The sequence below is a fragment of the Fervidobacterium changbaicum genome (assembly GCF_004117075.1).
Lineage (GTDB): Bacteria > Thermotogota > Thermotogae > Thermotogales > Fervidobacteriaceae > Fervidobacterium > Fervidobacterium islandicum.
In genome coordinates this window covers 114,963-139,169 of sequence record NZ_CP026721.1, presented here as the reverse complement: position 1 = coordinate 139,169, position 24,207 = coordinate 114,963, and the positions used below count along the sequence as shown (strand labels likewise).

Below are 24,207 nucleotides of genomic sequence, written 5' to 3'. Positions count from 1 at the left end.
TAGATGCAAATCAAAAAAACTACGGAGGGGTATTGGGATGTCAGAAGGTACATTCAACACACTGGAAGAGTTTAAGAAATTCAGGGAACGCATGAATAAAGAAATCCTCGACCGTGGAACGATAAACACCAAGCGATTTTGGAATCTCGATGGTGCAGTCTACCGAGAAGGTGCAATTGAACCGAAATATAAAGAACTGATGGGGCTGGTTGCTTCTATGGTTCTAAGGTGCGATGATTGTATTACGTATCACATGATTCGATGTGCTGAGTTGGGAGTAACAGACGAGGAATTCTTTGAAACATTTGACATAGCGCTCATCGTTGGAGGTTCCATAGTTATACCGCACTTGAGAAGGGCGGTCAACACATTGCTAGAAATACGGAGGCTCCAGTTAAATGGCGAAAGCGTTTCTATTTGACGGAACGGGATTGCTTTACAGGGCATTCTACGCAATAGATCAATCCCTATCAACAACAACCGGCATTCCAACCGGTGCCTTGTATGGTTTAGCACGAATGCTTTTGAAGTTCATAAAAGAGCACATAAAGGTAGGCGAAGACTACTGCGCCTTTGTTGTTGACGTGAAAGGCGGTAGCACATATAGAAAAGAACTTTATGAAAAATACAAAGCTCATCGCCCCGAAACGCCAGAACCATTACTTAAGCAAATTGGCATTGTTGGTGAATTGGTAGATGGGTTTGGGATCAAGCTTTTAAGAATTCCCGGCTACGAAGCTGATGATGTAATTGCCACGCTCTCCAAACGATTTGAAAAGGAAAAAGACACTCTTGGAATAAGCGAAATAAACGTTGTAACGAGTGATAAAGACTTGTTACAGCTTGTCAATGAAAATATATCGGTGTGGCGTATAGAAAAAGGTGTAACGGATATTAGGAAATACACCGTAAGAGATGTCTTCGAACGATACGGCGTTTATCCACACCAGATAATTGATTACCTTGCATTGGTTGGAGATGCTTCCGACAATATCCCTGGTGTGCCAGGTATTGGTGAAAAGACCGCAGTAAAACTACTGCAGGATTTTGGAAGTGTGGAAAATGCTTTGAGAAATCAGAGTAGAATACCAGAAAAAGTTAGGGAAAAGCTACTGTCCTATTTGGAAGATTACGAATTAAGCAAGAAGCTCGTCGAATTGAACTGCGAAATCGATATACCTATCGATTTGAAGGAACTAAAGTATCAAGGTTTCAAACCAGCAGAACTGTTAGAGGTTTTAAAAAAGTTTGAATTTGCTAGCATAATCAAAGAATTGCAGCTCAGCTCCTCGCTTGAAAAGACAATGGAGTACAGAGTAATATCAAAAGAGAGCGAATTTAAAAGACTTCTTGAAGAAATTGAAAGGGCAAAGAAAATAGCAATTGATTTGGAAACCAGCTCTCTTGATCCGTTCTCTGGAAAAATCGTTGGTGTTTCTATCGCTGTTGACGAAGGTCGAGCGTACTACATACCTGTAGCTCACTTAGATGGTCCTAATGCTTCCATTGATACGGTTAAGAAATTTCTGAAGGACACCGTAAGCACAACAAAATTTGGCGGGCACAATCTGAAATTCGATATCAAATTTTTGAGAAGGCTGGGTATCGAACCTGAATATCCGACTTTTGATACTATGATAGAAGCTTATTTGCTGAATCCAAACGAGAAGCGTTTCAACTTGGACGAAATGGCTTTGAAATTCCTAGGATATAAAATGATGAGTTACGAAGAAGTTATGCAGGGGGCTCTGCCACTTTTTGCAGGAGACTTTTCGTACGTTCCCGTCGAACGCGCAGCAAGGTACTCCTGTGAGGATGCGGACATGTCTCTGCGAATTCACAATAAACTTTATCCCGTAATTTATTCCAATGAAATGGTAGAACTATATGAAAAAATCGAATTGCCACTTGTTTCGGTCTTAGCTCAAATGGAACTCAACGGTGTATTCTTTGATACGCAGTACCTTTCGGCACTGTCTGTAGAGATGGAGAGAAAACTCTCTTCACTGTCGCAGCGCATATACGAAATAGCAGGTGAACCTTTCAATTTGAACTCTCCAAAACAAGTTGGGTACATACTTTTTGAAAAACTAAAGCTACCGGTAATGAAATCAACAAACACGGGAGCTTATTCTACAGACGTCGAGGTTTTAGAGAACTTAGCACCTGACTTCGAGATAGCACGGCTTCTCTTAGAGTACCGTAAGATTCAGAAGTTGAAGAGCACGTACGTGGATGCAATACCAACAATGGTTAACAAGTATACAGGGCGTGTTCACGCATCGTTTAACCAGACCGGAACTGCAACAGGTAGATTGAGTAGTTCAGATCCAAACCTACAAAATCTACCAGGCAGGACAGATGAAGGAAGAGAAATAAGGATGGCCGTTAAACCGCAGAAGGAAAATTGGTGGATACTTGGGGCAGATTATTCGCAGATTGAACTCCGCGTGCTTGCACACATGAGTGAAGATGAAGAACTTATAAAAGCTTTTAGTGACAACAGAGATATACACTTAGAGACGGCGAAAAAGATATTTGGTGTGAGTGACGAATTCGTCAATGAAAGCATGAGAAGAATTGGGAAGATGGTCAATTTTGCGATAGTTTACGGTGTTTCACCTTACGGGTTGTCAAGAAGAATAGGATTAGATGTGAAGGAAACAAGAAGAATCATAGATGCGTACTTCAACACCTACAAAGGTGTTCAAAGCTATATAGCAACGATGAAGGAATTTGCAAGGAAGAACGGGTATGTCAAAACGATGTTTGGACGAAGACGAGAGGTACCACAGATAAACGCCAAAGATCCAAACATCCGGGCTGAAGGTGAGAGAATTGCCATAAACACACCTATACAAGGAACTGCGGCGGATATAATGAAGATAGCTATGATACGGATACATGAGAGACTGAAAAAAGCAAACTTGAAGAGTATGATGATACTCCAAGTGCACGATGAGTTAGTCTTTGAAGTACCAGATGACGAGCTGGAAATGATGAAAGATATCGTTAAGACAGAGATGGAGAATGCTGTAAAACTTAGAGTTCCGTTGATGGTAGATGTTTACGTAGAAAAGTACATGCTATAAACCATTAATATATCAAAATACTTCCCGAAAATAGCAAAATAGCTGCCAGCAGTCTGATTCCTATAACTTCTTTGAGGAAAATCTTAGCGAAGAACATGGTAACAAAGACAGAGAGCATAGAAAGTGGTTCTGCTACGCTAACACCGAAGTAATTGAAAGCTTTCAAGAGAGCAACGTAAGAATACGCGTTGCAGATACCTCCCAAAATAAGATAGATCCACTTCTGTTTAACTAAGCTAATATAATCCGGAATTCGACTACCAGTTGCAACTCCGTAAATCAATATGTAAGCACTTATCACAAGATATATTCCCACCGAGTATCCAATAGGCGAGAGATTGATTGTGAACTTCCTATCGATAATCCTTCCTATTGCCATGAGCAGTGACGCTACTATCATCGCCACCGCTCCTTTGCTTTTAATGATGTTTTTGTAGGAGATAACAACATTCTCTCCCTTTTTCAAAAAACTTACGCCGTAAATCATCAATAAAGCACCTAACAGTCTCTTTACGCTGAAGTGTTCACCTAAAAACATCGCTGCCAATATTACTAAGAATATAGCGTTCAAGTTATACAAAGGCGCAATAACTGAAGCATCTTCGTTGCCTAATGCATATGTGTACAGTGAAAAGGAAATTGAGTAGATTGTACCACTCACAAGAGAATTCAGGAGGATTTTCCAAGTAATCGTGTTGAAGAATGGAAAGAACGAAAGAAAAGAGAAGAAAAAGAATCCCCATGCGGCCACGAACGTTGGGGAACCTTTAGAAATCCTGTTCCCAGCGATACGTTCGTAACCGAGCAGAATGATACGTAAACTCATCCATAACAGACCTGCCATTTGTGGAACTATAAGTGCATCCATAGTTACCACTCCTTTATTTCATTTTCCTTCTTGTTGTGCTATAATCATTTTAGCACATGTTTTTTGAAAATCGTAGCAGCTTTGGAGGTGCTTTTTGAACAAAATGGAGAATGTTCACAAGATACCTTTATGGAAGATTTTTACAATTACGGCAAAAATAGGTGGTGTAACCATCGGTGGTGGTTATGCAATGGTTCCTATTATTCGAGAAGAATTTGTAATTAAGAACAAATTTTTGCAACCGGAAGAGTTTGATTCTCTTTTGGTTATCGCACAGTCTATGCCAGGTCCGATTGCGGTCAACACTTCTACGCTTGTCGGTTATAAACTTCGAAAGGTTCCAGGAGTACTTGCGGCAGTTACCGGTGCGATATTCTTTCCCACTGTTATAATCCTCACTATAGCCATTCTTCTCGGCAAGTTTTATGATCTGGTAAGACCATTCCTTAATGGCATGAAGATTCCTTTATTAGCTATTATCGTAGTTAGTGTATTGAAATTATGGAAAAACAGTGTTAGAAACATAGAAGATCTCGTTGTATTTTCAGCTGCGTTTCTAATAGTTACTATCTTAAAATTCAACCCTGTCTATGTCATTTTACTGGGAATCGTATACGGAGTTATTCGATCCTTTGTGAAAGGTCCGAAAAGGAGTGACAGGACTTGATATATTTGAAATTATTCCTTGCTTTCATTCAAATCGGTGCAATAAGCTTTGGTGGAGGATACAGTATACTTAAAGCAATAATCCACTACGTTGTAGATATTAACAAATGGTTAACACTTGAGCAGTTCAATGAAATAGTTGCTATATCACAATCAACCCCTGGGCCGATAGGAATCAACGCTGCAACGTTTGTTGGTTACAAAGTCGGGGGAATATTTGGTTCACTTATTGCAACATTCTCTGTTATACTAGTTCCCGTCCTGTCATCACTTTTCCTTTACTTTTTCTATCGAAGACACTCTGAAAATAAAGTCGTTCAGACGGTGATCTCTAAGTTAAAGCCTGTGGTTCTTGCAATGATAGCTTCAGCAGCATTTAGTTTTCTCAGAACTTCTCTTGGAAGTCCGTTAGCAATTATTATAAACGTTGTTGCAATTGCTGTCTTGCTTAAGACAAAAATCGATGCCGTAACGCTACTACTCTTATCTGGTATCTTAGGTTACATTGTTTTTAGATAGTTTATGCTAAAATAAATACAGGTTTGTGCAAAGTTTGAGGGGGTGAAACGCATGGCACCGAGGGAAGGTATTGAAAACATAACACTGTACGACGACGGCCAGCACAAGTTCATTTTTCTTGCGTGGGAGGAACAAGAAGAAGAAGGTATTGTTCAAACAAACCAGTATCTAATAATCGATGGGAACGAAGCGATGTTGCTTGATCCAGGTGGAGCTCACGTTTTTCCGAGGGTACTCGCAAATGTTTCCGAAATAATCGAACCTAGCAAAATCAAGTACATCTTCTTCACACACCAAGATCCAGATGTCACATCAGGTATAACGCTTTGGCTTTCGATCGCAGAAAATGCAAAAATATACATATCAGCTCTCTGGACGAGGTTTCTTCCTCACTTTGGGGTATACGATCAAAGAAGGGTCGTTGCACTCCCTGACAAAGGCGACAAGTTGAGACTATCTTCAGGAACTGAGCTTGAGTTCATACCAACACATTACCTTCATTCAACTGGCAATTTCACGCTTTATGACCCAAGAGCGAAGATTTTATTCTCCGGCGACCTCGGTGTTGCTGTTTTTCCTAAAGGACAAAGGTACGTTTTCGTCGAGAACTTCAATGAGCATGTTAAACTTATGGAAGGGTTTCATAAAAGGTACATAACATCAAGCGTTGCTTTGAAAAAATGGCTGAGCATAGTTGAGAGGAAAGACATCGACATAGTAGCTCCTCAGCATGGAGCTATATTCAAAGGTGAAAATGTTAAGAAGCTATTTGACTGGTTCAAGAACTTGAAGTGCGGAATCGATATAATCGATGAGATATACGGTAGGTGATACTATGCCAAAAATAAGCAAGGAAACAATGGAAAAGATGTCTTCTGCGTTCTTTGCAGAAAATCTTATGACTTCGTTCATGGAGCAACTTGATGAAGCCTTGATTTCGCGAGTCAGGAATGTTCAAGAAAACTTACGCGACTTGGAAAACGTGTTTCGTGATATGCAGAGTCGTTTAAATAAGTTGGCTGAACAGTTTGCCATGGAATCCCAAGAAATAGTTAAAGCAATTGAGGATTCCCAAAACATGAATAAGAATATAACAGAAGAACTGAAGAAATCAGGAGCCGATATATCGAAGATAAACGATATCGTTTTAAGTTCAGTGAACAGCACAACTCAAACACTTGAGATGTTTTCAAAAGTCGAAAACATGGTTTCTGAAATTACAAAAATAGCCAAGCAGACCAACCTTTTGGCACTAAATGCATCTATAGAAGCTGCAAGAGCCGGTGAACTTGGAAGAGGTTTCGCTGTTGTCGCCTCTGAAGTCCAGAAACTTGCAGGTGAATCCAACCGAGTTGCCAAGGATATTAACGACTTAGTTAAAGAACTCTCTGATTCAGTGGCAGATGCATTAAATAGCATAAAGCTCGTAGGTGAAATATTTCAAACTGTTCAAAGGTCTTTGCAGCAGCTTTTGGAGTTCATGGGGCAAAATTCGGCGCTACTTTCGCATGTGGCCGAACTTCTCTTAGACACAAAGTCGGAACTTGAAAGTGAAAATAGTAACTTCAACTCTGCTGTTGATGTGATGGACCAAGCTGCGGAGAAGTTTGAAACGTTGTCAAGGGCGATATCCTCAATTGTAAAGGCGCAGACAAAGCTGAAAGATTTGAGACTGTAAACCAAAAAACGTTCTTCAAGGAGTGTTTTTAATGAGCAAAATTCCAAAAAATACTATACTGTCAAAACAACGACTTGCAAAGGCTACGTACGAGTTCTGGATAGATAACGCACTTGTTGCAGAAAATGCGAAACCTGGCCAATTCGTGATAATTAGAACCTCAGAGAAAGGTGAACGAATTCCGATAACAATAGCTGATACGCAGGAAAACGCGTTTCGAATAGTCGTGAAGGCTGTAGGAAAATCCACTATAGAACTTTGTATGAAGAATGCAGGTGAGCAACTCTACGATATTGTGGGACCTCTCGGTAAACCTAGTGAGATAGATTGTTATGGAGATGTTTTGATCATTGGTGGTGGAGTAGGGATAGCCGCTATACTACCGATTGCGAAGGCGCTTAAGAATGCTGGGAACAAAGTACGCGTGATACTCGGTGCCAAAACATCTACAGAATTGATTTTGCAAGATGAGTTCTCTTTTGCGGACAAGCTTGTGATTTGCACAGACGATGGAAGCGAAGGTATAAAAGGAACGGTTGTAGACGGGATGATGGAAGAATTTAACTTGGAAAATCCAAATGTGATTTGGTCAGTTGGACCTGCTCCGATGATGAAGGCTACGAGCATGATCGCTGCACAGTATGGCATACCAATCTGGGTCTCTCTGAATGCCATAATGGTTGATGGAACAGGTATGTGCGGTGGGTGCAGGGTGTTGATAAGAAAAGAAGAAAATGGTGTTACAAAGGAAGAAATTAAATACGTTTGTGTCGATGGGCCAGAATTTGATGGGAGATACGTGGATTGGGAGAGTTTTATAAGAAGGTTGCAACAGTACAAGGAAGAAGAACAGAAGGCACTGGAGAGATTTTTGGAAGAAGTAGGTGATATATCATGGCTGTAAAAGATAGAGTTCCAGTGCCTGAACTTGAACCGTCTGTAAGAAAGGGGAATTTTCTTGAAGTTTCACAGGGATATACGTTTGAATTGGCTCATCAGGAAGCGCAGAGGTGTTTGCAATGTAAAGTTCCCACTTGTGTTTCGGGATGCCCAGTCGGTATAGATATCCCTGGATTTATAAAGGAGATAATCAAGGGCAATTTAAAAAAATCCTACGAGATACTCAAGAGTTATAACTACCTGCCGGCTATATGCGGTCGCGTATGTCCGCAGGAAGTTCAATGCGAAGGTGCATGCGTCTTAAACAAGATCGGAAAGCCGATAAATATAGGTGCGCTTGAAAGATTCGTAGCTGACTTCGCAAGCCAAGAAGGATTCGAAGACGAAGTTGGGAGATTATCGTTCTCGGAAGGTATCTCTAAGGAACTCGGCAATGCTCCGAGAAAATTAACTGATTTAAGGTCTAAAAAAGTTGCGGTGGTTGGTTCTGGGCCTGCTGGTCTGACTGCTGCTTCGGAGCTTGGAAAACTCGGTGTTCAAGTTCACGTTTATGAAGCGCTGCACGAGTTTGGTGGAGTGCTTGTTTACGGTATCCCCGAATTCAGGCTCCCAAAAGAGATAGTCAGACGCGAGGTGCTGCAGCTTGAAACACTTGGTGTAGAGTTAATAAAGAATATTCCCGTTGGTTACGCAATTCATCCGAAGGAATTGCTTGAAAAGTACGATGCTGTTTTTATTGGAGTTGGTGCAGGAACTCCGAAATTTATGGGAATCCCCGGAAGCGAGCTAAATGGTGTCTATTCTGCGAACGAGTTTCTTACCCGTGTGAATTTAATGAAGGCCTATAAATTCCCAGAATACGATACCCCCATAAAGGTAGGTAAAAGGGTTGTTGTTGTCGGTGGTGGTAATACAGCGATGGATGCGGCAAGAAGTGCTTTGAGGCTTGGAGCACAAGTTACAGTAGTATATCGAAGAACGGAAGCGGAAATGCCGGCAAGACGGGCCGAAATTCATCATGCTAAGGAAGAAGGTATTGAATTTCTATTCTTGACCAATCCTGTTAGGTACATTGGCAACGAAACAGGAAAATTAGTCGGCGTGGAATGCATAAGAATGGAACTTGGAGATCCTGACGAGAGCGGAAGAAGAAGGCCAGTTCCAGTAGCAAATAGCAACTTTGTTATCGAAGCGGATGTCGTAATTGAAGCGATAGGGACAGAGTCCAATAGATTCTTGCTTAACCAATTCCCCGATTTAAAAACAAACAAGTACGGCTATATTGTGACGAACGAATACGGTCAGACAAGCATACCAAAGGTTTTTGCTGGAGGTGACATTGTAACCGGCTCAGCAACAGTTATCTTGGCCATGGGTGCAGGTAAAAAAGCTGCAGAAGGAATCGTTAAGTTCTTGGTGTATTAATCATTTTGGTTCAGTTGCATTCGTTCAATAGCCGGGGGATAGGGGGGGTACTGTGCTCTACACAGAGCTCATTTTTGCGATGATTGTACTCATGCTTTTTTTAACGATTATCGCTGTCACCATTCCTGCACAAAGAGAAACTTTACAAGAAGCTATCAGACAAGAACGCGCTCAGTTGATTGCTGAAAACATGTTCTGGCAACAAATAAGCGATGAGTATTTGCAGAGTATCCAATCAAACAAGTTCAGTATAACCTACGATGTTATTGTTGATGGGAAGCACTATAAAGTTACTATCAACGCTATTAAGTTTGATAGACCTAAAAAATAATGCGGAGCGCGTCGCTCCGCATTATTACTTAACTGCTTATGAGTTGCCTAGCCATTAATTGTTTTCAAAACCGTATTCTGCAGCTTTCTTAATCATTCTTCTTTAGATTCTTGAACTTCTGATTCATTAACTGGTAAGAGAATAACATCAGCTATATAAACTGTAGTCGCTGGTCCTTTTCCAAGTTCAAAACAGAAGTTGACGGTCTCATCTGCTTTATCCGGATGTTTGTAGTAGAATGTATATGTATTCCATTCCTTTGTGAGTTCAACTGTTTGAGCAAGGTAATTCACCCAAGGATCGTGGTTCGTCAAAATCTTGACGTTGATCGTTCTTGGTTGGTCAGCTTTTGCTCTAAAAGAAATCAGATAGTACTTCTCTTGCTTAAGTTTTACCCACTGATTAAACTGGATGTGCCATGTATCAGACCCTGGAGCTGCGATTTTGATGAAGGCATACCCATCCTTTACACCGTATGCTGCAACATTACCATCGCTAACACCATATTTTGCTGCTTCCCACAACCACCATTCAAAAGGAGCGTTTACTTGGTCGTTTCTGATATTTGAGCGGAAGTTCCAGTTGTTGAGCAAGCTCGTTGCTGTACCACTTAATTCAAATTGCTCAGAGACATCAGCTACAACTTCCGTTTTGTAAGCAAACAGTAACAAAACAACAAGAAAGAGTCCTAACCTCTTCATCAACTTGCGCATACGAATACCACCTTTCTTTCAGCTTTGTCAAAAGATTTCGAAAACAATAAGACAGTTGCTACATAACATACACCTTCAAAAAGAAGATCTTTCATACCCCTAATACCTCCCCACAACTCCGTTTTCATCTTTTCTAACACACTATCAAAACACTATCTGCGTTTATTAAAGACTAAAAAGCATTCGTTCTTTATTATATCGTTTGCGCTTACTCTTGCAAAGCACTTTATCACGGCGAAATTTCGTAACAATCTGAACTAAACACGATTAACTTCTTAATTTTTTTATTTCGTCTCGCAAACTCAAGAAAGTCTGCATAACAAAAAACTCACCAGAAAGCATATCCCCTTCAAGTGGATTTAATGAGCGTTTGATGAACAAATTAAATTAGAAATCCGCGGTAATATTTAGGAACAATTCCCATGCTGCGATAAGTTTCCTACGTTGGAAAAATAATGCGGAGCATTTCGCTCCGCATTTTTTTCTCAAATTTGTCTCACTGATTCTCTTTCAACTATCTTTGTTGGGAGTATGATGTTTCTAGGAAGTCTTGTTCGTTTATCCGTTATACGCTCTATCAAAAGCTGAGCTGCGGTTGTTCCCATTTCCCACCTCGGTTGCATTACAGTTGTAAGTCTCGGGTTGGTGTAATTTGCAAATGGCGCGTCGTCAAAACCTATTACCGAGACTTCGTCAGGCACTTTTATTCCATGATCCTTCAGCGCATCAATAGCACCTATCGCTGCCCAATCGTTGACTGCGAATATTGCTGTAAAATTGAGACCATGTTCTTGAAGATGACGAATTACACTCACCCATCCGTGTTCAGAGTTGTAGCCCCTATGGACTCCATAGTAAATTTCTATATTGTCTCTTCCTACTTTGTCAATGAACTTTCTTATCCCTCTTTCTCTATCGATTGCAGCAGGCGAGTTTTCCGGACCGGGTATGAACAGTATTTTTCTGTGTCCGTGTTCGTAGAGATACTTCATAGCCATGTATCCGCCTCCAACGTTATCGACGTTAACTGTATCGAAGTTAATCTCATCTACTGCGAAATCTACAACGACCATCGGTATTCCACTTTTCTCAAAGCGTTGTATGAGTTTGCTACCTCCGTAAAGCTCTCCAAGTATGACCCCATCAACTTTCCTTCTGAAGTATTGGTCCAAAACGTGCTGTTCCGCATCAGGTTCGCCTTTAGGAAGTGCTAACATTATATCAAATCCTTTTGTATACGCGTATTCCTCTATGGCCATAACAATATCGCTGTAATGGTATCCGCGTATATCGGGAATCAAAATGCCTATGGTTTTGAAGAGCTCTCTGTAGGTTGTTTTGAATGACATCATGGGTTTGTAGTTTAGCTTCTTCATAGCGTTTAGGACTTTCTTCCTTGTCTCTTCAGAAACTTTTTCACTACCGTTGATAACCCTTGACACAGTGGCTATCGAGACATTCGCCATTCGCGCAACGTCTCTGATGTTTGCCATTTAAATCACCTCGGATAAGACGTTGTAAATAAATCATTCATCTTCGTCGCTCTCCATCTGGTAAACCCTGACATAGTCTACGTACATCCTAGCGGGGAAAGGTGTCTCGTTCGTGGGGTATCCGGGCCAATTTCCCCCGACTGCGAGGTTCAGTATTATGAAAAATTCGTTGTCGAAGACCCAGGGTTTTCCTCTGGACTCTATCGCTGACTTAGTAACTACATGGTATACTCTGTTATCAACGTACCAGACTATCTTTTCTTCATCCCACATTATTCCGAAGATGTGAAAATCCTTTGTAAAGTCCGGTGTAGGAGGTTCCAATCTCATACTTCCGCTTATACCGCTCGAACCAAAGTAACCAGGTCCATGCAAAGTCCCATATACTGTCCATTTATCGTGTCCTAAAAATTCAACTATGTCGATTTCACCACATGTTGGCCAACCAACGTATCTAAAATTGCTTCCAAGCATCCAAAATGCTGGCCAAAGACCTTTGCCGTAAGGGAACTTTATCCTTGCTTCGATTTTACCATACTGGACCGAAAACTTCCCTTCCGTCTTCATGCGTGTAGACGTGTAATTGAAAGTCTTGTTTCCTTCTTTAACAGTTTCTTTTCTTGCTTCAATAACAAGCATTCCATTTTCTATCCATGCGTTTTTCCCTTCTGTATAGTATTGCCACTCATTGTTTCCCCAACCGTTGTTGTTTCCTATATCGTATTTCCATTTGCTCGTATCGATCACTTTCCCATCAAACTCATCTGACCAAACCAACTTCCACCTTGTGTTTTTTATCATAGCTTCGTACTCCTTTAAAGCTGCTACACAGCTCGTGGTTAGTATCCCAAAGAAAATGAATCCTACCAAAACTGCCACGTACTTAAAAACCTTAGATTTTGCAATCGTCACAATACATCACCTTCTCTTTTCCTTTTATTCGTACAAGAAACTCACTTCTACACTCTCAATTTTACCATCCCTGACAAGTTTTGCATACGGTTCGGGGACAAGATGACCGTCTATTTCAACTATTTCACCATTTTTCGTTTTCAGCTTTACTTTTTGTTTTGTGATATCAACCTTAAATGTGTCAAGCTTTTTCGGATTCACGTACGTTACCTTAACTTTTCCAAGGAAATTAAACGATACCTTTCCCTCTTCGTCGAACAACCAACCAGGCAGTATGGGTTCGAAGCCCAAAAAGAGCTTGCCATCGATGAACTTGAACGGTTTTTGTCCTGCTAACATTATTTTCCACATACTCAAGAATTCCGCACTTGCGCCACTTAGCCTTGCGACAAAACCTGTGCCATGAATTTTCTCATCGGGATTTGCACTACTTGCTATGAACGAAGAGTTTTCGAGAGGATTTCGCCCGTAAACCTCTGGGTTCATGAAGGCTACGATTACATTTTTGAAGTCCTCGTAGAATTCCTCGTAAAGTCCGTTCTTTATAAGCTCGAGCATGTATTTGTATTCCATATGTAACCAGATCGACTCATTTTCAAGCCATCCGGGAGTAAATGCCTTTGCACGACCTATCTCTATTGTTTCGTTTGTTAATGGAGCATTTACTTTGTACATTTTCAGCTTCCTGTCGTACAACTCGGACAGTTTTACCTTTCTGTAAATTTCTTTCAGCAATTCCCTATCAGTTGCGTAAGCTTTGAAGCCGCGAACCATTCCTTCCAAGAACAGAGGCATTGATCTCTGTTTAAATTTGCGCACATTAACGAATTTCTGATTACCTTCCTCGTTGATGATTTCGTACTCTACTGCCTCGTAATAGTAGTACGTTGGCATCAGACCATTGTTTTCAGAAATAACTTTATCAAGCGCAGCCTTGAGCTTCATACGGAATTTATCAAAAATGTCTGAAAGTATTTCTGCTTCTATTTGAATTTCAGCACCGCCGAAGCCAAATTTTACATCCTCACGGTACGATTCTCTTAGGTCAGACATTTTCTCCCAGTACTTGAAGTCTTTATCTTCCTCATCTGAGTTTTCATACCACTGAACTATTTCGTGCGTTTTTTCTATAAGGTTCATAACTTCTATTGGCAAGCTTACCATTTGATGCTTATATTCCCTCAGTGCATCAACAATAAAATTCATCAGTCTTAAGAGCTCAAAACTCTCGGCTACGGATGAACCGAACAGACCAGGTAGCCCGTTAAGTGCATCGTACCATCCTGGCTTTCCAGCCTCCATCTCTATACCAACACCAGCCGGGTCTGTTGTTGCGAACTTTATCGCCGCTAAGTTTACAAGTTTCGATATCAGTGTCGTTCTGTATATCTCACCTTTCCCTTTGTTCGTTCTAACTATGTTTTTGAACTTACCTCTTGATTCAATGAGCTTCTTCTTGTCCTCGTCTAAATATAGCGAATTGTACTGCCTTACCTTTCCATCAACGAAGACGTAACGTTTAGATCTCGGTAAAACACATTCCGCATTGTCATAGTAAGTGTAGGACTTATCTTCGAAGAGCAGTTTTTCTTTAGTTTCTGGATAGATGGACAAGTAACTTTCAATGAGGTCCAAATTATACGTCCAGTGGTCTGTCCAAAAACCCTCGCCATGGACAGCATCTGTTTCCTCGACCAAATAGTGTGCTAAGCTTCTCAGGAATTCTTCAAATTCTTTTTTTAGCCTTATATTTTCCTTCTCAATAAACCTCAGCAACTTACCAGGAGTCAAATTTCCAGCTTTCAGGAAATTGAGAAGTTTTTCAACGTCTTTGTGATTTTCTAATTCACTTTTTAAGAATTCTTCTACTTCGCAGTCTGGGTTGAGAGAGTACCTCACACCGTTAATCACCAAAGGATTGTAACCGTCAGCTTGGATTAGATTGACGAAGAATCTGATGTTGTAGTTTCCAATTTCTGGATGGAACACAACATCCTCTCTTCTGTTCTGGTTAACGTCTCTGTAGTTTGCGTTTCCTGAAGAATAGTACTCAGGTAGCAAAACGAAGTAGTTGTAGTCTCTTTCTAAATCACCGTGCTTTCTTGAATATACGTGGTAGACCAGACTGTCGCTACCTTCACGTAAAACTACTGGATATCCCCCTCTTAGAACATTATCCAAGTATGTTTGCTTTGTGTATTCATCGAACAGGTCAGACGATGTTTTTGTCCACACATCGGAGACAATTTCTTCGATTATTTGCGAGCCTTCTCTTCTTTTTCTTTCAAGGTATTCTTGGCTCGAAAACCTCTCTGCGTATTCTTTGAGTAAGTTCATATCTGGGGTATGTCCAGTAACTGTGTAAAGATGTAGTTCTTCACCAGGTTGCAATATAGCCTCAACAGGTGAAAATGCGCATGGAACCTTGTTTGATGTGATTTGCTTCATTTTTTTGATTTCGCTTAAATTTTGGTCAAGAAAGACATCTGGTGTAATGTACGATGTATTCATTCCAAAGACAATATCTGGGTCTACCAAAGGCATCAAAAGTTCTTTGGCTTGCGACTGGATTTTGAAAGAGACATAGAAATTACCTTCCTTAAACTCGGAAACAGCTGCTACGTCCTCGGCTGTTGATCTCAGTTTGAATACAGGTATTTTATTTTCCAGGTTGTAGACTTCCATCCATGCTTTTAGTGTATTACCAACATGCTTTAGTCCGTAGTCATTGGTTCCGTACGGAAGAAGAGCCGGCAGTCCGTCGAGGATCTCAAACTTTTTGACTTCGTTTGATATATTTTGGAACTTAACGATTCTAATCAATGCACCCAAATTTTCTTGTGGCAACATGAAATAAAGCACATTCGTTTTTAGGCCATGAGCTTCATTTATCTCTTCTAGCTCCACTTCGTTTCTTGTGATGTACATTCTCTGAACTACCTTTTCATTAGACACCTTTCCAAAAGGCTCAAAGAATGTATTCTTGGACAAGTCTTTGACAAATGTCCTGAATCCATGAGTGAAAACGACTTGGTAAGACCTGAAGGCCGGATGAAATTCCATAATCGGATTATCTTTGTGAGCTATACCGAACGAAGCTATCGCTTGTGCTCTATTCACGTAAAATACCCACAATGGGATGCCTTTCTTACCCGCTATTCCTGGTAAAAAGCTTGAAAACGGTTTAGAATTATTGTACTCTTCTATAACGAACCTTTTGTTTTCATCGAAATAGTATCTGACCATCTTGAGACCTCCCGTTTTAAGAATTCAGAAACATTTAGTCCAGAATGTAGGTTTGCTTTAATCTGATATCCCTTGATGAAGCACCTACTCTGATTTCATATTCACCTTTCTCAATTACCCAGCACCGACCATCGAAGCTTGCAAGACTTGAGACCGGAATTCTGATTTCTATCTTTTGCTTTTCACCTGGCCCAAGCAACTTCGTCTTGTCAAAACCTTTGAGCTCTTGGTATGGTTTGTCTATCTTCCCTCTCGGCGCTCTCACGTACACCTGTGCAACTTCTTTCCCAGCAACCTCACCAGTGTTGGTCACCTCAAACCTCACAACGATATCTCCACCGTCTCTGTATATTTTCAAGTTCGAATATTCAAATGTCGTGTACGATAACCCAAATCCAAACTCAAAAGCAGGTTCTACTCTGAATGTATCGTAATACCTGTAGCCCACGTAGATATCTTCATCGTAGACGACAACTTCAGTGTTGTCTTTCGGTTCTCCTGGGAACGATCTTGACGGAACGTCTTCGTATCGTTTCGGGAACGTTGTTGGTAGCTTGCCGGAAGGATTAACCTTCCCACTTATCACATCTGCAAAGATTCTTCCTGCTTCTTGACCTGGCTGCCATATCAATAAAATCGCATCACACATATCCTTCCAACTTTCAATCTCTATAGGTGCGCCTACGTTAAGTACAACAACCAGTTTCTTTCCTTGCTCTCTAAATGCCTTTGAAAGCTTCGATAACATGTGAATCTCATCGTCTGCCAAGTAGAAATCGCCTTTTACAAGTTTCCTATCTACTCCTTCTCCGGAGATTCTGGTTATAACAAAAACACCTATGTCATTTACCGTTGCGTATCTTTTGATTTCCTCTTCAGCTAACAGGTCCTGAGGTAGTCGTGGAATTATGTTGTCTCCCCATTCGTTCTTCGTAATCTTATAGTCAGAAGCTCTTAGTTCGGATATCTTCTGTTTGTAAACTTCCGATAGTTCTTCATCGATTTTGATACCTTTTTCGATCAATCCGTCAAGAAGGTTGACCACATATCTTGGGTGCGTATCTCCACTACCAGTTCCTCCTTTTATCGTCTCTATCTGACCTGTGCCAAAAATTGCAACTCTTGTTTCTGGTTTTATGGGTAACGCCCCGTTGTTTTTCAGTAGCACAACACCTTCGCAACCTGCTTCGTACGCTACACGAGCATGTTCTTCTAAGTTCGGCTTGTTGCTGTACTTATAACCTCTGAACGATGGCGTTTTGACAAGCACCTTCAATATCGTCCTCACTCTTTCATTTAACATCTCTTCCGTTATTTCCCCTCGTTCGTACGCTCCCTTTATCTCCTCTATCTCCGGCCTTCTGTTCTTGAATATCTGATATGTGTTCCCCGGCATCAATAAATCGTTCCATGATTTTATCTGTTCTGCCGCATTATCACCAGCAAACCAATCCGTCATCACAAATCCTTCAAATCCCCATTCATCACGAAGCACGTCTTTCAATAACCACTTGTTTTGCGATGTATACTTACCATTCAGCTTGTTGTACGAGCTCATCACAGTCCAAGGTTTTGCTTTCTTGATGGCTATCTCGAACGGTTTTAGATAAATCTCACGCAAAGCTCGTTCTGAAACTATCGTATCAACACTCATACGATTGGTTTCCTGTTCGTTGGCAACAAAATGTTTCAAACAAGCACCAACGCCTTGGGATTGAACACCTTCGACGAAGCTCGCAGCCATTTCACCTGTTAGTAATGGATCCTCAGAGTAGTATTCGAAGTTCCTGCCACACAGTGGATTTCTGTGGATGTTTATGGCAGGTGCAAGCAATACATCGACACCGTATTCTCTTACTTCTTCTCCCATTGCTTCTCCGATTTTTCTTAGAATTTGTCTGTTCCAAGTGGAAGCGAGCATGGTCTCTATCGGAAATGCTGTAGCATGGTATTTATTCTCATCGTTTTCACGTTCTGGATCGATTCTAAGTCCTGCAGGTCCATCGGCAAGTACTGCTTTTGGAATGCCAAGCCTTTTTATCTCACGAGTTTCGCCTGCTTCACCTTTGACCTTTGGTGCAGGGTTGTTTGGCAACCAGAGAATACCAGCTCCCACGACAAAGTTGATCTTCTCTTCAACAGTCATTTCAGAAATCAGCTTTTCGATATCGAATTCCACTTTAGCCATCTCCCTTCTTAGCATTTGTTGATATATATTATTCACCAGTGATACCTGTTCTCTCCAAACTTTCCACGAACTGTCTTTGCAAGAACAGATAAGTTATCAAGAGTGGTAGAATCGTAATCATAGTTGCTGCCATTCTTATGCCTTCGTTAATTCTGTTTGCTGCACTACCGTCAGCTGTCGGGAACATGACAGCATATCTAGCAACGAAATCTCTGAGTTCCAATGGAAGGGTCTTAATTTTGTTGCCAAGCAAAAGGCCTGATAGTAGTGTTTCGTTCCAGTACCACACCAAAGAGAAGATAAATGTTGTCACAATTGCTGGCAAAGAAAGGGGAATCATGATTTTGTAAAAAACTTGAAAAGTGTTAGCACCATCTATTTCCGCCGCTTCGTCAAAAGCCTTGGGTAGCATGTTGAAGAAATTTAGATAGAGTAGTATGAATATCGCACTTCTAATGCCTTGGCCAAGAATTGCAGGTAAGAATGTTGCGTAAATTGTATCGGTTAGTCTCAACGTGCTGAACAGAACATATTTGGTGACGAGAGTAACCTGTGTTGGAATCAAAAATGTTGCGAGCATTAAAACTATCCAAAATCTCTTTAGTGGAAATTCGAAACGTGAAAGTCCGTACGCGATAAGTGCAGTTATTAAACTTTGCGCAAGCGCAGGTATGACAGATGTATAAACGCTGTTCCACAACGATTTTGGCATCTCCAGAACTTTCCAAGCTCGTATGAAATTATCCAACGTGAGCTTACTCGGTACCCAGACAACCGTTGGATTCACTAAGTCCTCGACGCTCATGAAAGATGAGGTTATCATGTAAAGCAGAGGATAAAGGTAAGCATATCCGATACCTATCAAGACAACGTAGATAATTGTCTTTGTAGCGGGTTCTTTGAATGTCTTGTAATACGAAATGCGAAATCTTCGTTCTTTGTTCTTCATATTCTGTTTTTCCTCCTTTCACGGAAGAGTAGATACGCGATACCGAGTATCACCATGATTGCGGTGAAGTATATCCAAGATAAAGCAGCTGAGTAGGAATACGGTTTATCTATGTCGAACATGTGTTGTGTGATACTTGTGTTCACAGGGTTATTTGCAAAAGATGCTAGATCAACGATAGTGTAAATGGTGTTTACCAAGACAAATGGCTTGATGAGTGGCAATGTGATTTTCCAGAACATGATCCAGTCATTTGCACCGTCGATTTGTGCCGCTTCGTATATGCTACTACTTATCTTCTGCAAACCTGCGAGGAAGAAGATGATTTGTACACCAGAGAACCAGAGAATCAAAACCAGGTTGTTGAACATATACAGAAACGGATAACTTATCGTGTTTGGTATCATCTGGAAGAACCGATAAATGAAGTATCTTCTCGGGTCAACGATACTTGCAGCGTTATTTGCAACCAATTCAGCCACAACGGGTCCACTTACGATAACAACCGGTAAGAAGTAGAGCAGCCTGAAGAACGTTCTTGCTGTGAGTTTTCTGTTGAGTAGTATTGCAACTATCAGCGAGAAGATAATTATCAAGGGCGTGGATAATACAATGTTGAGTAACGTGTTCCAAAAGTTCAGAGGAAATGCAGGATCTGTTCGGAAAGCGTAAATGTAATACTTCCAACCTACAAATGTGGCTTCGATTCCGTGAACTGTAAAATTTACGTTGAAAAAGCTCAGGTACAGTGAGTAAAAGAACGGGAATGCTGTGAAGACACCAAAGCCTATTATCCATGGAAGTACGTACATGTAACCTGATAATGCTTTTCTTGTAGTTCTTTTCATTTGGAACCAACTCCATTTGCAGAATTTATAGACTTCACAACCTTGGGTGACTCAGCAGGAACGGTTACTGAACCATCTTTGTAGATTTCCTTTGTGTAGTTAACGTATATTTCACATCCATTGTCGTAAACAACTTTCACAACACCTGGTTTCAACACGATGCGGTCAACTATCTTTGAACCTTTCACATATTTGAGAACACTATTTATGGTTTTGTAAATCTCGGCTATCTTCTCTTTCCAATCTTCGTAGCGAGTCGAAGGATAGTCCCACAGTGGTGTGTCTTTCAATGATGCGTTATCGAGCCATGTTATCAAGAACGAAGGATATGCACCATAATCTATCGATTTCAGGACGTCCATTTTTGAAAAGAATCCGTTATTCATATACGGAGTAAAGTAGTTTATTCGGCCGCTCAAGACTATCTGGAGGAACGGAACTGTATCCGTTTCAAAAAGGTATTGACTTGAATTCATTGGTACGGAGCCTATTGTATCTGCGTACTTCCAAGTGTAATCGTTTGGCTCGAATAGAATCAGGTTATCTGTTATTGAAGAAATATCGCTTAGAGTTTTTTCAACCAATTTCTTGGCTTTGAAACGATGTATCTCAGCGTTCATCTTCAAGTTCCCGTAGAGCTTATTCGCGTACTCCCTGACCGCGAAGTTCTTAAATCCAAGTTTTAAAAGCTTTGAGACGCGCATTGAAAGGTATTCAGATGCAAGATCAATTCTGACATAGTAACTTTTGTAAAGCCAGAGGTCTTTGTTATCCCTCTCTTCGGTGATTATCGATTGCGACAGGTTCAGTCCAACTTCTTTTCTCAAATTCAGTTGTTTTTCAGTTACCTTTGTCACGTTGTCAACGAAATATAGTTCTACACTCTTCCCATTTGATTTGTTCATCGTGTTGAACTCGACGACGTACTTCAAAAGGTCAAGAAAATCGCCGGTCTTCTTCTCCAATCCAAATTTCCCGACCTTGTTTCCGTGCAGTCCTCCATCTTGCCAACCTTCTATCAAAAGAACGATTCTGTTGATTCCTTTGCTTGTCAATTCCTTGAGAATCTGTTTGATTTGCTCAACGGACGAAATTGCTATGACGCGTTGTCCTATCAACATCTTTTCTATGTCTGAAACAATCACGCTCAAATACAGTGGCACATCTGATTTCGACGTAGCGTTGGTTTGGTTGTTGTACTTGTGTGCCTTACCGAAGAGCTGGTCTGCAAACTTATCCCTGTAATACTTCGCCATTCCTACGTAGTTTGCCAACTTACCTGTGAGGAAAGAAATTTCAAGTGCCGCATCGAAAATGTTTCTGTACTTTTGAGCGACCTGTATACCAGCTCCACTTCTTGTTGTCGGTTGAAGGTATTTCTGCCTGTATATGAATTTTGCTGAAGTCCAGTTGTAGTTGCTGAGAAGGCCGCTCGGATATGAGATTATCGCACTGTATTCTTGTCCAGAGGTGATTATTCCCAAAAACGCGTTTTGGTCTACTCCATGAACAATTCCAAATACCGGTATTAGGGCAGTGGGCTCTTCCCTTAAAAAGTCGTTTGGTCTGTTTGCTCTCAAGTCGTTAACGGTAACCAGATTTTCTATGGCATAATCTTTTCCGTATACTCTCTTTTCAAACCAGTTCAAATAGTGAGCCGGTTTCGAAAACCTTATAAGTGCACCAGGTCCATCTGGCACAAAAGCGTACCCGTTTATTTCATCGGATATTGTACTTCCCAGAAAAGGAGCGAATACAACAGATGCCATTGTGAATTTGCTTCCTTCTTTTATAGTATTTTGCGGCAGTTCGAATTTTATCGTATCGTCTTTAACGGTTATCCGAACATCGAATCTAATCTCGAGTGGTTCAAAGAACAGTGAATAGATGATACCGTTTTGGATTTTTTTCCAAGATTTCTTAACTTCCTCATCAGCAGAGCCAACGACGTTCGATATGCCACGTTCATCGAAATATTCCAGTAGTACAAGAGACCTAGCTATGGATTGGTAAGTAGCGTTCATTTCTTTGTATGCATCAGTTTCTTCTGAGACATCCCCCCATATGTATCCTGATCTTTTATCTACAACTCGTAACGATGTGGTCTCCAGATTGAACCAAAGTTCTAGGTCGGAACTCTCAGCTATTTTGGTATATCCATCCAGTGTGAAAGGTGATTTAACAAAAGCTATTGTTTCAGGCCTTGTAAATCTGTTTGACAGATAATCATTTCCAATCGTCTGGATGCTTTGAGCGAATGCAGAACTGAAAGATAAAACAAACGTGGTGATAGCAAAAAATAATGACAAAATTGCGGTGGTTTTTAAGTTGGACTTATTTTCTTGCACGGTAGAGCACCTCCTGAACAATTGCGTAAATGGTTTGCGCGAGCTGGTCCCAAAGCATGTAGACTATGGAATAAACAAGTATTATCACGAATATCCAAACCAAAGTGAGCAATATGCTCTTTATCGTATCCAGAACACCGTAGTCATGAATTTCTTTAACACCCGTGAAAAGTAGAACCGCCGACCAGGTTATCAGAATCATTGATACAAAGGATACAATGAACGCTTCATTATAAGTGAGAATGTAAGTAAGCAGTATAACAAACGGTTGGAAGAGGATGTAAGGTGCAAAGCTATACGCCGTAAATATATAAATATCTCTTAAAGTTCCACGACCGTCGTTAATGGAACTTACCAAATAATTTGCGAAAACCCACAACATTGTTGGAGCAGCACTTGCAAGCAGAACAAATCCAACAGAACGGTCGTGAACGTTTAAGTTGAAGATAAAACTTCTACCGAAGTAGTCAAATTGTATCACTAGGAAGAAAATTACATAGATAATGGTAGCTGACAGCACTGAACCATGTTTTCTTCTTTGAATGTAGTAGAATGTATCGAGTGGATGTCTTAATATATTTTTGATGTAGATAATGTCGTTCAAAAACTTCGAACTAATTTTTAGTCTCTTCTTTATCAGACCACGTTTGGATAACTCATCAAGTGCTACAAGAAGTGCTATAAAGAGTATGAAACCAAGCAATATAATTCCTGCGTTCTTTTGCAAGAACTCGTTTCTAATCTCCCAGTATGCATCAGAATAGTCTCTTTTCGCGTAGGCCTTTTTGAATTCATCTGCCGCGGCTCTGTAATTTCCTTCCTGGAAGTACGCTTTCCCAAGACCGTAATGCGCAATTTTCGAGTACCCGTCGTAAATCATTAATTCTTTCCAAAGCCCTTTACTTTCCAGATACTTCCCTTGAGAGTAGAGTTCAAGCGCTTTGTGTAAAGTCTGAATGTACTGAGTAGGGTTAAACACATGGACAAGACCTCGTTCCCTATCGAGGACGTAAACTTTTCCATCAGCATCAACAGTGATAGCGGATGCAACGGTGAATAAACCATTTCTTTCCGTTGCGATCGCACGTCCACCGAACGAAACCAGCAGATTACCTTCTGAGTCGTATTCGTATATAAGGCCAGTTTCTGTTAACGCAAACATCCTTCCGTTGTTATCCACAGCGATATCTATGAAGTTCGGCTCGTCTATCATTCTCCTTTCCTTGGATGCGGGAAGTATATTTAGACCTATTGTATTGTGCTTTTTTATGGCATTTCCACGTTCCTTTTGAGTTACTGTGTAAATAAGACCTTTGGAATCTATCGTAATGTTAGTATAGGGTTTTGGAATTCTATTGAGGAACTTTTCTTTCTGCTCCTTTGTGTAGAATATATCGATGAACTTATCCAAGAACGTTATCCCGACGGTATTTGCTCCAAAATATCCGAGGAACTCACCATTTTGGTCGAGTTGAATAATGCCTTCAAACGTACCTTCGCTAACTATGTAAAAATTACCTCGTTTATCGACAACAAGCTTCTTCGGTTTAAAGTTCGCGGTTTCACCGAATAGCGGATTCGTAGGTCTGCCTATCCTTTTAACTTCATTCCCAGATTTGTCAAATATAACAATCTCTGAAGTGCCAGGATCAGCCACGTAAATGTAATCATCATCGACAAATACTCCCGTCGGCTGGAACAAGGACATATCACCAACATAAGTAGCCTCGCGGGTTATCATATCGAAAACGACAATTCTTGCATTACCCGAATCGGCAATGTACATTTTGTTCTCCCAGATGAAGATATCATCTGGATAATACAAGTCTAAGTCCTTGAAAAGGACTTCACTAACCACGTACGCATCCTGCGTTATTTTCCATTCGTTCTTTCCAGATATCGTGTACGTAAGAAACGGACTGTTCACGGCTAGTAAACCGTTGCTTAAGATCAGCAGCACGTGTAAAACTATGATAAGTCTCATCAAAGATTCCATTTTGAATTTAATTTCCCTTTCCACGATATTCACAC

General features: G+C 40.7%; 19 protein-coding genes. 9 read left to right on the top strand and 10 right to left on the bottom strand.

All coding sequences use genetic code 11. The features are described from left to right. Nucleotides 1-37: 37 nt before the first annotated feature. A complete protein-coding gene (locus CBS1_RS00615; protein ID WP_033191237.1) occupies nucleotides 38-421 on the top strand; it encodes a carboxymuconolactone decarboxylase family protein in 384 nt (127 codons plus the stop codon). Beyond that, a complete protein-coding gene (polA, locus tag CBS1_RS00610; protein ID WP_090222259.1) occupies nucleotides 399-3,092 on the top strand; it encodes a DNA polymerase I in 2,694 nt (897 codons plus the stop codon). Before CBS1_RS00615 ends, polA begins: the two co-directional genes overlap by 23 nt. 4 nt (nucleotides 3,093-3,096) lie before the next feature. Here the strand turns inward: polA and CBS1_RS00605 are convergent, their stop codons facing one another. After that, a complete protein-coding gene (locus CBS1_RS00605) occupies nucleotides 3,097-3,960 on the bottom strand; it encodes a DMT family transporter (protein WP_090222257.1) in 864 nt (287 codons plus the stop codon). Nucleotides 3,961-4,063: 103 nt separating this feature from the next. Here CBS1_RS00605 and CBS1_RS00600 point away from each other — a divergent pair, with 103 nt between their 5' ends. From CBS1_RS00600 to CBS1_RS00570, 7 genes are read left to right on the top strand one after another with little or no spacing between them, the layout of a single operon-like run. Then, complete coding sequence (locus tag CBS1_RS00600) at nucleotides 4,064-4,627, top strand: chromate transporter (RefSeq protein ID WP_241685588.1); 564 nt, start codon at nucleotides 4,064-4,066, stop codon at nucleotides 4,625-4,627. Next, nucleotides 4,624-5,145 carry a chromate transporter gene (locus CBS1_RS00595; RefSeq protein WP_090222254.1) on the top strand — a complete coding sequence of 174 codons (522 nt, stop codon included), beginning with the start codon at nucleotides 4,624-4,626 and terminating at the stop codon, nucleotides 5,143-5,145. The genes CBS1_RS00600 and CBS1_RS00595 overlap by 4 nt, the downstream gene beginning before the upstream one ends. Before the next feature lie 51 nt (nucleotides 5,146-5,196). Continuing rightward, nucleotides 5,197-5,976, top strand: coding sequence for an oxygen-binding di-iron domain-containing protein (locus CBS1_RS00590; RefSeq protein ID WP_090222252.1), 780 nt, complete (start codon nucleotides 5,197-5,199; stop codon nucleotides 5,974-5,976). A gap of 4 nt (nucleotides 5,977-5,980) precedes the next feature. After that, nucleotides 5,981-6,823: a methyl-accepting chemotaxis protein gene (locus tag CBS1_RS00585; RefSeq protein ID WP_090222250.1), complete on the top strand. Its 843-nt coding sequence runs from the start codon at nucleotides 5,981-5,983 to the stop codon at nucleotides 6,821-6,823. A 31-nt stretch (nucleotides 6,824-6,854) separates the two neighbouring features. Continuing rightward, nucleotides 6,855-7,727, top strand: a complete 873-nt coding sequence (locus CBS1_RS00580) for a sulfide/dihydroorotate dehydrogenase-like FAD/NAD-binding protein (RefSeq protein WP_090222249.1) — start codon at nucleotides 6,855-6,857, stop codon at nucleotides 7,725-7,727. Continuing rightward, nucleotides 7,718-9,148 (top strand): NADPH-dependent glutamate synthase, encoded by a 1,431-nt coding sequence (gene gltA / locus CBS1_RS00575; RefSeq protein WP_090222247.1) that lies wholly within the window; start codon nucleotides 7,718-7,720, stop codon nucleotides 9,146-9,148. The genes CBS1_RS00580 and gltA overlap by 10 nt, the downstream gene beginning before the upstream one ends. A gap of 52 nt (nucleotides 9,149-9,200) precedes the next feature. Continuing rightward, nucleotides 9,201-9,479, top strand: coding sequence for a hypothetical protein (locus tag CBS1_RS00570; protein WP_033191229.1), 279 nt, complete (start codon nucleotides 9,201-9,203; stop codon nucleotides 9,477-9,479). 92 nt (nucleotides 9,480-9,571) lie between these two features. Here the strand turns inward: CBS1_RS00570 and CBS1_RS00565 are convergent, their stop codons facing one another. The 9 genes from CBS1_RS00565 to CBS1_RS00525 all read right to left on the bottom strand — a co-directional run bounded on the left by CBS1_RS00565 (nucleotide 9,572) and on the right by CBS1_RS00525 (nucleotide 24,196). Continuing rightward, complete coding sequence (locus tag CBS1_RS00565; protein ID WP_090222246.1) at nucleotides 9,572-10,192, bottom strand: carbohydrate binding domain-containing protein; 621 nt, start codon at nucleotides 10,190-10,192, stop codon at nucleotides 9,572-9,574. Between the two features lie 485 nt (nucleotides 10,193-10,677). Further along, nucleotides 10,678-11,685 carry a LacI family DNA-binding transcriptional regulator gene (locus CBS1_RS00560; RefSeq protein WP_090222244.1) on the bottom strand — a complete coding sequence of 336 codons (1,008 nt, stop codon included), beginning with the start codon at nucleotides 11,683-11,685 and terminating at the stop codon, nucleotides 10,678-10,680. 33 nt (nucleotides 11,686-11,718) lie between these two features. Beyond that, a complete protein-coding gene (locus tag CBS1_RS00555; RefSeq protein WP_236938480.1) occupies nucleotides 11,719-12,597 on the bottom strand; it encodes a glycoside hydrolase family 16 protein in 879 nt (292 codons plus the stop codon). Between the two features lie 24 nt (nucleotides 12,598-12,621). Next, a complete protein-coding gene (locus CBS1_RS00550; protein ID WP_090222243.1) occupies nucleotides 12,622-15,843 on the bottom strand; it encodes a cellobiose phosphorylase in 3,222 nt (1,073 codons plus the stop codon). 34 nt (nucleotides 15,844-15,877) lie between these two features. Beyond that, nucleotides 15,878-18,031 carry a beta-glucosidase family protein gene (locus CBS1_RS00545; protein WP_128998084.1) on the bottom strand — a complete coding sequence of 718 codons (2,154 nt, stop codon included), beginning with the start codon at nucleotides 18,029-18,031 and terminating at the stop codon, nucleotides 15,878-15,880. 28 nt (nucleotides 18,032-18,059) lie between these two features. After that, nucleotides 18,060-18,980 carry a carbohydrate ABC transporter permease gene (locus tag CBS1_RS00540; RefSeq protein ID WP_176759513.1) on the bottom strand — a complete coding sequence of 307 codons (921 nt, stop codon included), beginning with the start codon at nucleotides 18,978-18,980 and terminating at the stop codon, nucleotides 18,060-18,062. Next, nucleotides 18,977-19,828 (bottom strand): carbohydrate ABC transporter permease, encoded by an 852-nt coding sequence (locus CBS1_RS00535; protein WP_033191225.1) that lies wholly within the window; start codon nucleotides 19,826-19,828, stop codon nucleotides 18,977-18,979. The genes CBS1_RS00540 and CBS1_RS00535 overlap by 4 nt, the downstream gene beginning before the upstream one ends. After that, nucleotides 19,825-22,176: a DUF5696 domain-containing protein gene (locus CBS1_RS00530; RefSeq protein WP_241685533.1), complete on the bottom strand. Its 2,352-nt coding sequence runs from the start codon at nucleotides 22,174-22,176 to the stop codon at nucleotides 19,825-19,827. Before CBS1_RS00530 ends, CBS1_RS00535 begins: the two co-directional genes overlap by 4 nt. Beyond that, the gene (locus CBS1_RS00525; protein ID WP_241685532.1) at nucleotides 22,163-24,196 is read right to left on the bottom strand and encodes a YIP1 family protein; all 2,034 of its coding nucleotides are present in this window, start codon (nucleotides 24,194-24,196) and stop codon (nucleotides 22,163-22,165) included. Before CBS1_RS00525 ends, CBS1_RS00530 begins: the two co-directional genes overlap by 14 nt. Nucleotides 24,197-24,207: the final 11 nt, after the last annotated feature.